Source organism: Rhodopila globiformis (genome assembly GCF_002937115.1).
In the GTDB taxonomy this organism is placed as follows: Bacteria; Pseudomonadota; Alphaproteobacteria; order Acetobacterales; family Acetobacteraceae; genus Rhodopila; species Rhodopila globiformis.
The window spans coordinates 1-15,942 of sequence record NZ_NHRY01000081.1 but is presented as its reverse complement, the minus strand read 5'-3'; the positions used below and the strand labels follow the sequence as shown (position 1 = coordinate 15,942).

Annotated in this window: 11 protein-coding genes; 10 read left to right on the top strand and 1 reads right to left on the bottom strand. The window is 68.7% G+C overall.

Features of this window, described 5'->3' with window-relative positions:
- The 6 genes from CCS01_RS09315 to rho all read left to right on the top strand — a co-directional run.
- On the top strand, positions 1 to 278 hold a 278-nt coding region (locus CCS01_RS09315), incomplete at its 5' end, for a GcrA family cell cycle regulator (protein WP_239992073.1).
- An 89-nt stretch (positions 279 to 367) separates the two neighbouring features.
- Complete coding sequence (locus tag CCS01_RS09310) at positions 368 to 1,036, top strand: protein-L-isoaspartate O-methyltransferase family protein (protein WP_239992072.1); 669 nt, start codon at positions 368 to 370, stop codon at positions 1,034 to 1,036.
- Positions 1,037 to 1,221: 185 nt separating this feature from the next.
- Positions 1,222 to 2,760, top strand: coding sequence for a TolC family outer membrane protein (locus CCS01_RS09305; RefSeq protein WP_104518553.1), 1,539 nt, complete (start codon positions 1,222 to 1,224; stop codon positions 2,758 to 2,760).
- Between the two features lie 24 nt (positions 2,761 to 2,784).
- Entirely contained in the window at positions 2,785 to 3,414 is a 630-nt protein-coding gene (locus CCS01_RS09300) for a DUF2497 domain-containing protein (protein ID WP_204848196.1), read from the top strand.
- 108 nt (positions 3,415 to 3,522) lie between these two features.
- Positions 3,523 to 6,222, top strand: a complete 2,700-nt coding sequence (locus tag CCS01_RS09295; protein WP_104518554.1) for a valine--tRNA ligase — start codon at positions 3,523 to 3,525, stop codon at positions 6,220 to 6,222.
- 776 nt (positions 6,223 to 6,998) lie between these two features.
- Positions 6,999 to 8,273 (top strand): transcription termination factor Rho, encoded by a 1,275-nt coding sequence (rho, locus tag CCS01_RS09290; protein WP_104518551.1) that lies wholly within the window; start codon positions 6,999 to 7,001, stop codon positions 8,271 to 8,273.
- Positions 8,274 to 9,098: 825 nt separating this feature from the next.
- Here rho and CCS01_RS09285 read toward each other — a convergent pair.
- A complete protein-coding gene (locus CCS01_RS09285) occupies positions 9,099 to 10,796 on the bottom strand; it encodes a FlxA-like family protein (RefSeq protein ID WP_104518550.1) in 1,698 nt (565 codons plus the stop codon).
- A 1,049-nt stretch (positions 10,797 to 11,845) separates the two neighbouring features.
- On the opposite strand from CCS01_RS09285, the gene CCS01_RS09275 reads away from it, so the two are divergent.
- The 4 genes from CCS01_RS09275 to CCS01_RS09260 form a co-directional block, all read left to right on the top strand.
- Complete coding sequence (locus CCS01_RS09275; RefSeq protein WP_104518548.1) at positions 11,846 to 12,313, top strand: RidA family protein; 468 nt, start codon at positions 11,846 to 11,848, stop codon at positions 12,311 to 12,313.
- A gap of 10 nt (positions 12,314 to 12,323) precedes the next feature.
- On the top strand, positions 12,324 to 13,481 hold the full coding sequence (locus tag CCS01_RS09270) for a GNAT family N-acetyltransferase (RefSeq protein WP_104518547.1): 1,158 nt from the start codon (positions 12,324 to 12,326) through the stop codon (positions 13,479 to 13,481).
- A 1,227-nt stretch (positions 13,482 to 14,708) separates the two neighbouring features.
- Positions 14,709 to 15,254, top strand: a complete 546-nt coding sequence (locus tag CCS01_RS09265) for a SixA phosphatase family protein (protein WP_104518546.1) — start codon at positions 14,709 to 14,711, stop codon at positions 15,252 to 15,254.
- A 5-nt stretch (positions 15,255 to 15,259) separates the two neighbouring features.
- Positions 15,260 to 15,942 (top strand): CYTH domain-containing protein (locus CCS01_RS09260; RefSeq protein ID WP_146101634.1); only part of this gene is annotated, 683 nt, incomplete at its 3' end.

Below are 15,942 nucleotides of genomic sequence, written 5' to 3'. Positions count from 1 at the left end.
CCCCCATGCCTGTCCCCGGGCCTGTCCCCGGGCCTGTCCCCATGCCTATCCCCTCGGCCGCGCCGGCGCTGGTGCAGCCGGTCCGCCCGGTGGTCGCCGCCCCGCCGCCGCCCCCGGTCCGGCGGTCCGCGCCGGCCTGCTGCTGGCCCATCGGCGAGCCCGGCACCAAGAACTTCCGTTTCTGCGACGAGGCCTCGCTGCCCGGCAAGCCGTACTGCGACGAGCACGCCAGGCTGGCCTACGTGCGGATTCGCGACCGCAAGGAAGACGCCGCCTGATCCGGCGCAACCGTCATCTCCGGCAACGGCTTGGCTGTGCGGCGCCCGCGTGGCTATAAGGTGCCACATCCCTCACAGCCGAGTCCGAAATGTCCACGGAAATCGATCTCTTCGCCGACGCCCGCAGCCGCATGGTGGACAGCCAGGTCCGCCCCAACAAGGTGACGGATCCCCGCATCCTGGCCGCCATGCGCCGCCTCCCGCGGGAGCGGTTCCTGCCGGCCGCCGCGGCCGCGCTCGCCTATGCGGACGAGGACGTGCCGCTGGGCCACGGCCGTTACCTGATGGAACCGATGGTGTTCGCCCGCCTGCTGCAGGCGGCGATGCTGCAGGAGCAGGAACGGGTGCTGGTGGTCGCCGCCGGCACCGGCTATGGCGCCGCCGTCCTGGCCGCCTGCGGCTGCCGCGTGGTGGCGCTGGAGGAAGACCCCGCGCTGCTGGCGGTCGCCGGCTCCGTGCTGCCGGATCAGGCGCCGGGCGTCACCCTGGTGTCCGGGCCGCTCGCCGCCGGATGGCCGAGCCACGCGCCCTACGACCTGATCCTGATCGAGGGCGCGGTGCAGGACATCCCCCCGGCCCTGGCGGCGCAACTGCACCAGGAGACTGGCCGCCTGCTCGCCCCGGTCTGCCGCGACGGCCGCACCACCTGCGCGGTGCAGGCCGAGATGACCGCAGGCGGGCTGGGCCTGACGCCGATTTTCGACTGCGCCACGCCGCCGATACCGTCGCTGCGCCGGGCGCCGGTGTTCCAGTTCTGACAATCATTTCTGCCTGGCGGGTTGCCGGGCGGAACCGAATGCTGGACATTGCGCCGGCAATGCGCCGAAATGAAGCCCCGACGGGGGGTTGCGCGGGTTTTCCCGGCCGCGTTAACGATTTCTTCAGATAACGGTCCGATAAGTCTGCCGGGACGGCCGGCGGTCTTGATAACAAAAGGTGCCGAATGGGTCTGCGTCACGCTTTGCTCGCCAGCTTCAGCCTGGTTGCCCTTGCGGCCACCGCCGGGGCTCAGACGCCGTCAGGTTCCGTCACGCCGGGAAACCCGTACCGTGCGCCTGCCGCCGTCACCCGCCGCCCGGTGCCCACCCTGTCCGCGTCCCAGGTCGCACAGGCCCGGGCCGCGGGGGCGGCGAGGCACGCCGGACTGACCGGCACGCCGCGCACCCTGGCCGAGGCGCTGGCTATGACCTATGCCAACCTGCCGGCCTTGCAGGCCGAGCGGGCCAAGCTGCGCGCCACCGACGAAAACGTGCCGACCGCGCTGGCCGGGTGGCGGCCGACAGTGGTGATGGCCGGCCAGCTCGGCTATGGCGACGGCAAGACGGCCGAGGTGTTCGGCCCGCAAAGCCTCACGTTTCGCACCAACCGGGACATCGCCAGCGCCCAGACGACGGTGACCCAGCCGATCTACACCGGCGGCAAGGTCGAGGCCAACGTCAACCGCGCCAAGAACCAAGTGTACGCCGAACGCGCCACCTTGCTGGCGCAGGAGCAGACCGGCTTCACCAACGCCGTCCAGGCCTACGTCAACGTCATCCAGAACCAGCAACTGCTGGCGCTGCAGATCAATAACGAGCAAGTGCTGGCGAAGCAGCTGCAGGCCACCAACGACCGCTTCCGCGTCGGCGAGATCACCCGCACCGACGTCGCCCAGGCCGAGGCCGCGCTGGAAGGCGCCCGCGCCCAGCGCGAGACGGCGGAAGGCAACCTGCAGACCGCGCGCAGCACCTTCCAGCAATACATCGGCGTCCTGCCGCCAGCCGATCTGGTCGAGCCGCAGCCCCTGGCGCTGCCGGTGAAATCCGAGCGGCAGGCGGCGGACTTCGCCGCCCGGAACAATCCGAACGTGGTCACCGCCCTGTTCAACGACGCCGCCGCCAAGGATGCGGTCGATGTGGCGTTCGCCGCCCTGCTGCCGCAGGTCAGCCTGCAGGGGCAGGTGTTCCAGCAGAACAACGTCGGCAGCCCCTTTTCGCAGTCGAACGGCTATACGGTGACCGCGCAGGTCTCGGTGCCGCTCTACCAGGGCGGTTCGGAATACGCCGCCGTGCGCCAGGCGCGCCAGACCGAGCAGCAGACCAACCGCCTGATCGACGACGCCAAGCGCACCGCGGTGCAGAACGCGATCCAGGCCTGGGACACGCTGATCGCCGCCAAGGCCGCCGCCGACAGCACCCGCGCGGCGATCCGCGCCAACGAGATCGCCCTGGAAGGCGTCGAGCGCGAGGCCATCGTCGGCAGCCGCACCACGCTGGACGTGCTGAACGCCACCCAGGCGCTGCTGAATTCGCGCACCACGCTGGTGCAGAACCTGGCGCAGGTGATCATCGCCTCCTACGGCGTCGCCGCCGCCATCGGGCGCCTGACCGCGCGCGACCTGCACCTGCCGGTGCCGCTGTATGACGACACCGCCTACTACCAGGCCGTCAAGGATCGCTGGGTCGGCCTGTCCGACTACGCGATCAGCCAGCCGGGCCGCTAACCGATGTCACCGTAACCAGGCACCATGTCATCCAGCCAGCCACCAGCCCCGCCGACCACCGATGTGCCGGACCCGTCGATGGAGGAGATTCTCGCCTCGATCCGCCGGATCCTGAACGAGGACGAGCAGGCTGCCGCGCCGGCCGAGGAACTGCCGCCCGAGCCCGAGGACGACGTACTGGTGCTGGACCAGTCGATGATGGTCGCGCCGCCCGGGCCGGAAGCGGATGATGACGAAGCCCTGCCCGGGGAAGCACCACCCGAACCGGCGCCGGAGCCGCAGGCGGCCGCCCGGACCCCGCCGCCGGAGCCAGCGCCCGGGCCGCCGCCACCACCCGAGCCGGAGATGGAACCGGCCGCCGTACCCTTCGCGGAGCCGCTACCCGCCGCCACTGCCGCCGCCGCCGCCCTGGGGCCGGAACTCGTCGGCCCCGGCCCCGCCGCCGCGGCGGCGTCCTCGGTCGGCAGTCTGGTGCGCACCCTGGCGGCCGGGCGGGCCATGCAGGTGTACAATGGCGGCCCGACGCTGGAGGACATCGTTCGGGCCGAACTGCGTCCCCTGCTGAAGGACTGGCTGGACACCAACCTGCCCCCGCTTGTCGAACGGCTGGTCCGCGCCGAAATCGAGAGGGTCGTCGGGCGCGCCATTCCCTGATGGGGCCATTCCCTGATAAAGCCGGACGCCGTCTGCACCTTTAACCCAAATGACACTTTGTGACGCGGCGCTTTGGGGCGGCAACGCCTCAACCCGCGGGAGATGATGATGACCCTGGACAGCCGTTTTGCCCCCGGCGACGTCGAACCCCGCCTGTATCGAGGCTGGGAGCGCGAGGGCAGCTTTGCCTGCAACCCGGACTCCAACGCGCAGCCCTACACCATCATGATCCCGCCGCCGAACGTCACCGGCAGCCTGCACATGGGCCATGCGCTGACCTTCACCTTGCAGGACACGCTGATCCGCTGGCGCCGCATGCAGGGCCGCGACGCGCTGTGGCAGCCCGGCACCGACCACGCCGGCATCGCCACCCAGATGGTGGTCGAGCGCCTGCTCGCCGCCGACGGCAAGGACCGGCGGGAGATGGGGCGCGCCGCGTTCCTCGACCGGGTGTGGCAGTGGAAGGCGGAGTCGGGCGGCACCATTACCACGCAGCTGCGCCGCCTGGGCGCCTCGCTGGACTGGCCGCGTGAGCGCTTCACCATGGATGACGGCCTGTCGGCGGCGGTGAAGGAGACCTTCGTCACCCTCTACAACGAAGGGCTGATCTACCGCGACCGGCGGCTGGTGAACTGGGACCCGAAGCTGCAAACGGCGATCTCCGACCTCGAGGTCGAGAACCGCGAGGTCAAGGGCTCGCTGTGGTACCTGCGCTACCCGATCGAGGGCGAGCCCGGGGACTTTATCATCGTCGCCACCACGCGGCCGGAGACGATGCTGGGCGATACCGCTGTCGCGGTGCATCCCGATCACCCGGCCTACGGCGCGCTGATTGGCAAGCGCGCCATCCTGCCGCTGGTCGGCCGCTCGATTCCGATCGTCGGCGACACCTATGCGGACCCGGAGAAAGGCACCGGCGCGGTGAAGATCACCCCGGCGCATGATTTCAACGACTTCGAGGTTGGCAAGCGCCACGACCTGCCGATGCCCTCGATCCTCGACCGCCAGGCGATGGTCACGGTGGAGGAAATCGCCGACGTGCTGGCCGCGATCCCCGGCGTGGCCGATCCGGACTTCGTCCGCGGCCTGGTGGGGCAGTCGCGCTTCGCCGCCCGCTCGGCCATCATAGCCGAACTGGAGCGGCTCGGGCTGCTGGAAAAGATCGAGCCGCACGTCAACCAGGTGCCGCACGGCGACCGCGGCGGCGTGCCGGTGGAGCCGCGGCTGACCACCCAGTGGTACTGCAACGCCGCGGTGCTGGCGAAGCCGGCGATCGAGGCGGTGGAAACCGGCAGGACGGTGTTCGTGCCGAAGCAGTGGGAGAACACCTTCTTCGCCTGGCTGCGCGACATCCAGCCCTGGTGCATCTCCCGCCAGCTCTGGTGGGGCCATCGCATCCCGGCCTGGTACGGCCCGGACGGCACGGTGTTCGTCGCCAAGGACGAGGCGGGCGCGGCCGAGCAGGCGCGGGCGCATTACGGCCGCGACGAGGCACTCAGCCAGGACGAGGACGTGCTGGACACCTGGTTCAGCTCGGCGCTGTGGCCGTTCTCGACGCTGGGCTGGCCGGAAAAGACGAAGGAGCTGGACCGCTACTATCCCGGCGACGTGCTGGTCACCGGCTTCGACATCATCTTCTTCTGGGTGGCCCGGATGATGATGATGGGCCTGCACATGATGGGCGACGTGCCGTTCCGTACGGTGTACATCCACGGCCTGGTGCGCGACGAGAAGGGACAGAAAATGTCCAAGTCGCGCGGCAACGTCATCGATCCGCTGGAACTGATCGACACCTACGGCGCCGACGCGCTGCGCTTCACCATCTGCGCCCTGACCGGCCCGGGCCGCGACGTCAAGCTGGGCGCCGCGCGGGTGCAGGATTACCGCGGTTTCATTACCAAGCTGTGGAACGCCGCCCGCTTCTGCGAGATGAACGGCATCCGCCCCGACCCGGCGTTCGATCCGTCGCAGGTGAAACTACCGCTGTCGCGCTGGCTGCTGGACGCGGCCAACACCGCGCTGCGGGAGGCCGACGCGGCGCTGGAGGCCTACCGCTTCGACGAATACGCCGCCGCCGGCTACCGTTTCGTCTGGAACAACTTCTGCGACTGGTTCCTGGAGTTCGCCAAGCCGCTGCTGGCCGAGGGCGCCGACGCGGCCGGAGCGGCGGAAATCCGCGGCGTCGGCGCGCATGTGCTGGGGCTGATCCTGCGGATGCTGCACCCGGCGATCCCGTTCGTGACTGAGGAGTTATGGGACCGGTTCGGCTACGGCGCGGCATGCAGCCTGATCGGCACCGCTTGGCCGGCGCCTGTTGCGGTGCCCGATGCCGAGGCGGCGCGGGCGGAACTCGACTGGGTGATCCGGCTGATCGGCATCGTCCGCTCGGTGCGCTCGGAGATGAACGTGCCGCCGGCGAAACCCTCGCCGGTGCTGCTGCGCGACGCGTCGGCGGCGGTGCTGGCGCGGGCCGGGCGCTGGATCGAGGCGATCCGCCGCCTCGCCCGCGCCTCGGACGTGCAGGCGCTGGGCGGCGACGTGCCGAAGGGTTCGGCCCAGGCGGTGCTGGACGAGACGACGGTGGTGCTGCCGCTGCAGGGCCTGATCGACATCGACGCCGAGCGGGCGCGGCTGGCGAAGGAGCGGGACAAAGTCGCGGCCGAGGCGAAAAAAGTCAGGCAGAAACTTGATAATCCCGATTTCGTCAGTCGCGCGAAGGAAGAGGTGGTGGCGGAGAACCGCGAGCGCCTGGCCGCGTTCGAGGCGGAGATCGCCCGGCTGCAGGCGGCGCTGCAACGGCTGGAATGACGGTCGGGGGCGGCGGTTTTCTTCTGCGGTCGTGATCGCCGGGGGCACGCTGTTGCCTGGGTCCGTGGCGGTGCGCCGTGGCTGGCGGCGGTGCCGGCTCACCGGCTGATTTTCAACACGGAGGAAGACGAAGGACACGCGGAGGGCCACGAAGTTTGCCAGCCGGCGCCGCCGGTAGCGCGATGGCGGAAAATGGGCGGGAGTACGTTGCTATATCGTAACATATTGGCGCGTCCCGGCCATCTGCGCTGCAACGGTGGGGGGTGGATGGCCAAGGCAGCCCGGCCATGGCGATAGAGAGAAGACCCCGCTCTGTCCGGCCATCGCCGCCTGTCAGGCCGCACTTTCACAGGAGAAAGGTGATCATTGCGCTTCGCGCGAAGCGCCTGAAATGACCGGACCGTGCCGGCAACCCGATCCGGCCGAAGCGCCCCGGACAACTCCGTGGCCCTCCGCGTGTCCTTCGTCGTCCTCCGTGTTGAAAAGGCGGTGGCGAACACCCCCCAGGCCCACCCAGCAGCGCACCCGCCGCCGATATCGCCCCTGCCGACGGCAGAAAAGAGGATTCTCGTCCTGAACCCACGCTGCCCCCATTGACGCGGGCCACCCGGCTTCCTACTATGATGGTCCTCCCTGAACTTAGGGCGACTGTGTGCACGCACCAGCCGCCCCGCTCATGAACTTCCAACCGGCTGCGGGACGCGGGGCTTTTAGGCCCGATCGTCGTTCAGGCTGATTCCCGTGCTGTATGCAGCATCACGTCCAAGGCACCCCTCATGCACCTTGCTGAACTGAAGAAAAAGACCCCGGCCGAACTGGTCAATTTCGCCGAGTCGCTTCAGATCGAAAATGCCTCGTCCCTGCGCAAGCAGGACATCATGTTCGCGATCCTGAAGACGCTGGCCGACAACGAGCAGGCGATCCAGGGCAGCGGCACGCTGGAAATCCTGCCCGACGGGTTCGGCTTCCTGCGCAGCCCGGAGGCGAACTACCTGCCCGGCCCCGACGACATCTATGTCAGCCCGAGCCAGGTCCGCCGCTTCGGCCTGCGCACCGGCGACACCGTCGATGGCCAGATCCGCGCCCCGCGCGAGGGCGAGCGTTACTTCGCCCTGCTGAAGGTCGATTCCGTCAATTTCGAGCCGCCGGACTCGGTGCGCCATCGTGTCAACTTCGACAACCTGACGCCGCTGTACCCGGAAGAGCGGCTGAAGATGGAGATGGAGAACTTCCAGTCCGTCGCCAAAGGCCCGGTCAAGGACTTCACCCCGCGCGTCATCGACCTGATCTCCCCCGTCGGCAAGGGCCAGCGCGCGCTGATCGTCGCGCCGCCGCGCACCGGCAAGACGGTGATGCTGCAGAACATCGCCTCCGCCATCGCCGCCAACCATCCGGAAGTCTTCCTGATCGTCCTGCTGATCGACGAGCGGCCGGAGGAAGTTACCGACATGGCGCGCAGCGTCAACGGCGAGGTCATCAGCTCCACCTTCGACGAACCCGCCACCCGCCACGTGCAGGTGACGGAGATGGTGCTGGAGAAGGCCAAGCGCCTGGTCGAACACAAGCGCGACGTGGTGATCCTGCTCGACAGCATCACCCGGCTGGCGCGGGCCTACAACACGGTGGTGCCGTCCTCGGGCAAGGTGCTGACGGGCGGCGTCGATGCCAATGCGCTGCAGCGGCCCAAGCGGTTCTTCGGCGCGGCGCGCAACATCGAGGAAGGCGGCTCGCTGACCATCATCGCCACCGCGCTGATCGATACCGGCAGCCGGATGGACGAAGTGATCTTCGAGGAGTTCAAGGGCACCGGCAACTCGGAAATCATCCTCGACCGCAAGCTGTCCGACAAGCGCTCGTTCCCGGCGATCGACATCACCAAGTCGGGTACCCGCAAGGAGGAACTGCTGGTGGAGCGTAGCACGCTGTCGAAGATGTGGGTGCTGCGGCGCATCCTCAATCCGATGGGCACGGTCGATGCGATGGAGTTCCTGCTCGACAAGCTGAAGTACAGCAAGACGAACAATGATTTCTTCGACGCGATGAATACGTAGGGGCCGGGGCTGGTTGGCGCGCGGCCGGGGTGGCGGATGCGGCGGCGCGCGAAATCGCCGGGATGCCACCGGCCCGGCCGGGCGAAAGCGGTCAATGGTCAGGGCCGGTGGCATCATTCCGGCGGCCCGGACCGGTGCTTCCTTTCGCCGTGTGCCGTCATGACCGGTTGATGCCCGGACGGCCTGCCTGGCCGGAGGAAGCCGGCGGAACCGCAGATTATCTGTGTTCATCTGTGTTCATCTGTGTTCATCTGTGTTCATCTGTGTTCATCTGTGTTCATCTGTGTTCATCTGTGTTCATCTGTGTTCATCTGTGTTTCCCCTTATTTGGTGGAATGAACAGGCACGCCGCATCCAGGCCGGAGCGCGGGTGGCCGACCCGTGGCGCGCTGAGACCGCCCGATTGGGGAAACACAGATGAACACAGATGATGGCGGTGCGAACACAGTCGGCGTGCCAGCCGGCCTGCTCGGCCGAAGCGCGGCTCGGGCCGCCTGGTCTGGTACGTCATGGCGGGCCGGGGGACCGCGTTGGAAAATGCGGCCGCGGCCGATGCGGATCGCGCCGCGTGCCCGGTTCGCGATACGCCGCCGGGACCGAGGGATGAATCGATTCCGCCTCTGCCAACGGCATCGTTTCATATCGGCTTCGGAAAGCCTCAGCCAGCCATGGTTGTTGACATCGGCCGATCGGCCGGTCCGGAACGCCGTGCCGGCGCCGGATGGCATGATTGTCTGCCGCTTGTGTGGATTGTGTGGACAAAAACATGGATGGTCGGGACAAGCCCGGCCATCACACGTCAGGCGGCGATCAGCCTCGGTGCCGTTATTGGAACGGCAGGTAGCGGAAGCTGACCAGGAACATGTTCTCGTTGGTGGACGGCGAGAGCGTGTTGCGGTTGGTCGAGCTGAAAACGCCCTGGAAGGTGTTGCGGTTGATGTACTCGTACTGCGCGCCGACCTGCAGCGTGCCGTAATCCGAGCGGATCATTCGCCACCAGGCGCCGACGGTGCCTTCCAGCAGCCCAGAGGTGTTGGCGGAGCAGCTGCCAAGCTCGACGTTACAGCCGCCCAGGGCGAAGTTCGGGTTGCCATAGCCGCCGTTGGTGCCGTACGGCTTGTTCATCACGCCCTCGGCGCCGCCATAGGCATAGACATCGAGCGACGGCATCGGATGCGCGACCAGGCCGCCCAGGATCGAGTATTCGGTCAGCGGCGCGATCTGGCCCTGCTGCGAGAAGGTGGCATCAGGCAACAGCCCCGAGGCGTAGCGGCCGACACCCTGGCCGACCAGGCCGCTGAGCTGGAAGTCGAGCTTTTTCGCCACCACCGGCAGGATCATGCCGCCGCCGATGCCCTGGCCGGTCGTCCAGTAATTCTTGCCGGTTCCGGTGGAGGCATAGGACACGCGCCCGCCGAGGAAGCGCAACAGGCCATAGACTTCGTAGTGGCCATAGCCCGGATCCATCGCCAGCTTGGCAATGATGTCGGGCGCGATGTTGTCGCTGTAGGCGTAGACCGAGTTCTCGTTCGACCCGCCGCACGAGGTGTAGTTAAGCGTCCCTTGCGGCGTGATGCCGCTCGGCGTCGTGGCCTGCGCACCGGTCAGGCAGTTCGGCCCGGCCGAGGAACCGAACGTCGTCTGCGGCGATTCCGCCGACAGGCCGAGCCAGACCTTGTGGTCGTCGAAATCCTTGGCGATGCGGAACTGCGCCTGCCGCGCCCAGTTGAAACCGACGACGTACTGCGCGTCGATGGTCAGCGGCACGTTTTCCTGCCGCGGCACCAGTCCGACGCGGTAGAGCGTCGCCAAGCTCCAGGCCTGGCCGCCGAGGAAGTGCAGGCCGTAGTCGGTGTTGTCGTAGGAGCCCCAGAACTGCCGGAACCGCAGCGTATAGCTGTTGCTCTCGGTCGAGTTGGAGGACGAGCCGGCGCTGAGGAAGTCGGTCTCGACGTAGCCAGTGACTTTCTGCGTCGGGCTGAGATCGCCCTGCACCAGCATCGACAGGCGGCTCTGTTGCGCGGTCAGGCGGGTTTCCGGCACGTAGTAGTTCGGGCTGTTGCGCAGCGGGATGCCGCCGAAGGTGGAATTGATGGTCACGCCTTCGTTGCGGGTGCGGTAGGCGCCTTCCGCCGCGACGAACCCGCCGAGCGTGACGGTCAGGCCGCCGCCGACGCGGAACGAACCTTTCGGCAATGGCGGCTGCTCGGGCGCGGGCGGGGCAACCGCGGCGATCTGCGCCGCCTGCTGCTGCTGCGCCGCCTGCACGGAGGCTGCCTGCTCCTGCGCCGCCTGTGCCCGCTGCTGGGCTTCCCTGGCCTGCTGCTGCGCCGCCTTCAGTTCGTGGTCGCGCTTCGACACCTGGGCCTTCAGTTGGCCGAGCTGCGACTGCAACGCCTTGATCTGCTGCTCGATCGCGTTGATCTGGGCGGCCGACTGCGCAAACGCAGGCTGCGTCAGGGTCGTTCCGGCCAGCGCCGTCGCGCACAGCAGGGAACTATAGAGAATCCGTCGTCGTATCATGGTCTTGGCCTCTTAAGTGGTGCCTCGACGGACCATACCGGCGGCGTTTCGGGCGGTCGGTGTCGGTTCTGTGACATTAAGTCCGGCGTATTTAAACAATCCCTTAGAAACATGATAACGAATCTAATGATTCTTGCGACGAAATCTGACCTACTGGCCAGTCTGCGGTCGATTTCGTTGCCGGTTCTGGCTTAAATTTGTGACATTGCTGGCACCTTTGATACTCACGATCAAATTCGGTAACAGTCGCGAGAATAAAGAGAGAACCCGCCCTGGACTCCGTCCACCACAAGCCGCGCCTGTGGTGCAAAGTGGCAACACAGGCGCCGCCCGGCCTGCCCATTGGCCCGTGGCGCGGACCATCAGCCAGGCGGCGGGGCACGCGGCGGGCCGGGGAGCGGCACCGCGGCCACCGGGCGTGCCGCAGACGGGAAACAACCTGGCGATCCGGCCTTCCACCCTGTGTCCGCACCGGGTTTGCGACAGCGACGGACAGGGTCGAAGGCATGGCTGAATGTTTGCATGATTCACCTATTACGTATAGTGAACATACGAGACAGTAACGTTCCGGTATAATCATGGGCGATCGGCCCGGGGCCATCTGTCACGGCGGGTGCCTGCGGCAAGGGCCAGGACAGGCCGCAGGGACACCTCTATGCCCGTATGCCCGGCCAGGCAGAGCGACGTTCCTTTCGTCACGGCGGCACCGGTCGGCGCAGGCCCGGCTGCCTGGCACGACGTCGCTGCAACGACCGCCGGCCGCTGCGCCGATGCCGGCACGGTCAGGCCGCATCGGCGCCGGCAGCAGGAAGCGCGGCGCGTCGTCCTTGCGATTGTGTCATGACGAGTGCGGGTTTCACCGCCCGCAACCAGGCGGGCACGCAGCATGCGGCACGGATGGCGGGCCCGGCGCCGAAGCCCCGTCGAAAGCCCCACACCGCGCCACCCTGGCCCGTTCCCTGGCCCGTTCCCTGGCCCGTTGCCCTGCCCCCCTTCAGGCCGGCGGCGTCCTGCGCTACGCTGCGCCATACACGGAACAGGAGCGCCGCATGGCGGGTCAGATCGAGGCGAAACTGGCGGAACTTGGCATCACCCTGCCGCGTCCGATGCAGCCCATCGCGAATTACGTGCCCTATGTCGTCACCGGCCACCTGGCGGTGATCTCCGGCCAGCTTCCGGCTGTGGACGGCAAGGTCGCGGTCACCGGCAAGCTCTCCTGGGGCGTCTCCGTCGAACAGGGGCAGGAGGCGGCGCGGCTCTGCTTCATCAACCTGCTGGTACACCTGAAGGCCGCCTGCATGGGCGACCTCGACCGCGTGCGGCGGGTGGTGCGGCTGGGCGGCTATATCGCCGCGCCGGCGGAGTTCACCCAGCATGCCCAGGTGATGAACGGCGCCTCGAACCTGGCGGTGGCGGTGTTCGGCGAGTCCGGGCGGCATGCCCGCACAACCATTGGTGTACCCTCCCTGCCCGCCGACGCGGCGGTGGAGGTGGAGGGGATGTTCGAAATCTCGTAGGCTGTCCGGCATGCCAGATGGTTCGGCCACGCTGACCCTGACCCTGCATCCCAGGATCGCCGAGATCAGCGCGGCCGACTGGGACGCCTGCGCCGGCGGCGGCAACCCGTTCGTCAGCCACGCCTTCCTCAGCGCGCTGGAGGACAGCGGCTCGGCCGGCCCCCGCACCGGCTGGCTGCCGCAGCACGCGGTGCTGCGCGCCGAGGACAAGCGGGTCGTCGCCGTGGTGCCGATGTATGCCAAGTCGCACAGCTACGGCGAGTATGTGTTCGACCACGGCTGGGCCAACGCGCTGGAGCGCACGGGGGAGAGCTACTACCCCAAGCTCCAGGCCGCCGTGCCGTTCAGCCCGGTGCCCGGCCCGCGCCTGCTGCGCCGCCCCGGCAGCCTCGTGCCGGTGGCGACCCTGGCCAACGCGCTGGAGCAGGCCTGCGATTCGCTCGGGCTGTCGTCGGTGCACGTCACCTTCTGCAGCCGCGCCGAGTGGGAGGGCCTGGGCGACGCCGGCTGGCTGCGGCGCGTCGGGATGCAGTTCCACTGGGAGAACGAAGGCTACGCCAGCTTCGACGATTTCCTGGCCGCGCTGTCGTCACGCAAGCGCAAGGTGCTGCGGCGCGAGCGGCGCGACGCCAACGCCGCCGGCCTCGCCTTCCACGCCCTGTCCGGGACCGAGATCAAGGAGCGGCACTGGGATGCGTTCCATGCCTTCTACCGCTCGACGGTGGACCGCAAGTGGGGCTCGGCCTACCTGACCCGGTCGTTCTTCTCCCTGCTGGGCGAGCGGCTTGGGGACAAGGTCGTGCTGATGCTCGCCGACAACGCCGGCAAGCCGGTGGCCGGAGCGCTGAACCTGGCGGGCGACGAGGCGCTGTACGGCCGCAACTGGGGCTGCCGCGGCGACTGGCCGTTCCTGCATTTCGAGCTGTGCTACTACCGCGCCATCGACTGGGCGATCGCGCACGGGCTGAAGCGGGTCGAGGCCGGCGCGCAGGGCCGGCACAAGATCCAGCGCGGCTACCTGCCACGGCACACCTATTCCGCGCACTGGATCGTCCATCCCGGCCTGCGCCGCGCCGTGGCCAGTTTCGTTCGAGAGGAGCAGATCGGGATCGAGGCGGAGATGGCGGCACTGGCGGAGGAGTCTCCTTTCCGTAAGGGGGAGGATTAGAGGGGGGCGGGGCTGGTTGGGTGCGTCGTGGGCACGGACTGGGGTGGCTGATGGCGTATTTCTATTAGCACAGAGAAAGAATTGAGGGGACGGAGCGCCACAGGGGATCAGGGGACAGCGTAGGCCCGCTGCGGACGCTGGCTTGATGGCGAGCGGCTTCGGCACATCGAGTCGGTTCAGCGGATTCGGCGATTCGCCGGGCTGTGTGCGACGCCCGCGTTGCGGATAATGGCTGCGCCGCGCCCGGCACCGCGCGCAGCGCCATGAAATCTTCTCCTGTGAAAATGCGGTTTCGCCGGCGCCGGTCGTCGCTCTATCGTCATGGCCGGGCGTGTCCCGGCCATCCACCCCCCGCCGTCGAAGCGCAGATGGCCGGGACACGCCCGGCCATGACGGAGAGGCAACAGCCTCTCAACCATTTTCGGTCATCACGGTGCCGGCGCGCCGGCTGGCTACAGCAGACCGCAGGTTGGTTGAGACACGGCGACGGCGCAGCTCACTCGTCATGGCCCGGCTTGTCCGGGCCACCTGTCGCGGCACACGTGCTGGAATAGGTGGCCCGGACAAGCCGGGCCATGACGATGAAGACAGGCCGTCTGCGTCCCAACTAACCTGCGGTCTGCTGTAACTCCATCGAAAATGCGGACCCGCAGGCGCCGATGGCTGGGCGGGGCGGGGTCGTTTCCCTCTCGGCATGGCGTGGGGCGTTCGTCCGTCGGCATCGCCCGGCCTGTCCAGGCGCTGACCTGGCGGGCGGACGGCACGCCGCCCCATCGTCATGGCGGCCGCCCCGGACAAGCCCGGACGCAGGTTCCGGGCCGCCAACCACGCCTGGCGGCGCTGGTTTCGGCAAAGGGCGCGAATGGCGGGCCTCCCCCACCATGACGATATGGCAACGGCCGTGCCGCCCCCCGCCTCCGCGGCCCTCAGCAAGTCTCCGTCCTTTCTCTGTGCTAACATTCCTGCACGGCCGTACCGCACCCCCGGCGCCGGCGGACCCAAGATCAGCCGAACCACCACCGCCCGGCACCGATGCCCCCCTCGATCACCTCAACCCCCAGCACCAAAACCAACGTTTCAATCCCCTACCGCATCTTCCATCCCTATCCCTCCCCGCCCATATTGGAGCCGACTTGAACAGGGTTACCCGGGCACGCCCCATCTCCGCTGGCGTCTGTCACCTCGGGGGAGGACAAGTGCCGCCTCACATGCCAAGATGCGATCATCATGCGCCAACTCCTGCTCCTGCGGCACGCCAAGTCCTCCTGGGATGACGCGGCCCTCCCCGACCGGGACCGTCCGCTCAATGCGCGCGGGCGGCGGTGCGCGGCCGTCATGCGGCAGGCGATGCGCGACCTCGGGCTGGCGCCGGACGTGGTGCTGGTGTCCACCTCGCGACGCACGCTGGAGACGCTGGAGGCGCTGGAACCCTGGGACGAGACCCCGCTGATCGACCCGCTGGACAGCCTCTACCTCGCGGACCCCATGCAGTTGCTGGCGGCGCTGCACGCGGTGCCGGAGACGGTGCGCAGCGTCATGGTCATCGCCCACAACCCCGGACTGCACGACCTGGCCCTGTCGCTCGCCGGGCCGCTCGCCGGACCGCTGGCCGGCCCGCGCGCCGGCACCGAGGCCGAGCGCACCCTGGCCGCCGGCTTCCCGACCGGCGCCCTGGCCGAGTTCATGGTCCCCGGCCCCTGGTGGGACCTGCGCGAAGGCAGCGCGCGCCTGGTCCGCTTCCTTACCCCGCGCATGCTGGAGGCCGCCGGCTAGCCCGCATGGACTTCGAACTTGCCGCGGATGCGGACGACGTGACGCGCCTCGCCCGGCTGAAGCCGCTGGCCGCCGGGCGCGACGGACGCGCGCGCACCTACGCGGTGAAGATCGTCTGGCAGGACACGCCCGACCACGCGCTGCTGGCCGATGGCCTGACCCTGGCCGAGCAGCGCGGCGCCTGGCGGCTGGAGCGGCTGGTCCCCGGGCCGGACAGCTGGCTGCCGGCGCAGCCGCCGCCGGTGGTCTCCGACTCGCCCGACCGCGCCGCCCTGCCCGCGCCGCTCGCCCCGGTCGCCGCGTTCGAGGGGCGGCAGACGGTCAGCCTGCACCGCCTCGCCGAGGCGCCGCTGACCCTGACGGTCGACAAAGGCATCCTGCGCGCAGTCTCTGCGACGCGGCCGGCGGCGCGCATCGGCCTGCATGGCGAGGACGCGGCGGTGCACGCGGCGGTGCTGCTGATCGCCGAGGCGATGCCGGTCGCCGTGCCCACCGCCTCGCTGGCGGCGGAGGCGATGGCCCTGGCCATCGGCCAGCCGCCGCGGCCGCGCCGCCTGGGCCCGCCGGTGCTGCCGCCGCACGTGCGCACCATGCCGGCGGCGCTGGCGCACATCCTCGGCCACCTGACCGACGTGATCCTGGCCCATGCGCCGCAGGCGGCGCGGCCGGATGACGCCAGGTCAAACGG

Excerpts from the sequence above, each read along its gene's own strand:
- CCS01_RS09310 (WP_239992072.1), top strand. The coding sequence starts at position 368 with ATGTCCACGGAAATCGATCTCTTCGCCGACGCCCGCAGCCGCATGGTG.
- CCS01_RS09305 (WP_104518553.1), top strand. The coding sequence starts at position 1,222 with ATGGGTCTGCGTCACGCTTTGCTCGCCAGCTTCAGCCTGGTTGCCCTT.
- CCS01_RS09300 (WP_204848196.1), top strand. The coding sequence starts at position 2,785 with ATGTCATCCAGCCAGCCACCAGCCCCGCCGACCACCGATGTGCCGGAC.
- CCS01_RS09295 (WP_104518554.1), top strand. The coding sequence starts at position 3,523 with ATGACCCTGGACAGCCGTTTTGCCCCCGGCGACGTCGAACCCCGCCTG.
- rho (WP_104518551.1), top strand. The coding sequence starts at position 6,999 with ATGCACCTTGCTGAACTGAAGAAAAAGACCCCGGCCGAACTGGTCAAT.
- CCS01_RS09285 (WP_104518550.1), bottom strand. The coding sequence starts at position 10,796 with ATGATACGACGACGGATTCTCTATAGTTCCCTGCTGTGCGCGACGGCG.
- CCS01_RS09275 (WP_104518548.1), top strand. The coding sequence starts at position 11,846 with ATGGCGGGTCAGATCGAGGCGAAACTGGCGGAACTTGGCATCACCCTG.
- CCS01_RS09270 (WP_104518547.1), top strand. The coding sequence starts at position 12,324 with ATGCCAGATGGTTCGGCCACGCTGACCCTGACCCTGCATCCCAGGATC.
- CCS01_RS09265 (WP_104518546.1), top strand. The coding sequence starts at position 14,709 with ATGCGCCAACTCCTGCTCCTGCGGCACGCCAAGTCCTCCTGGGATGAC.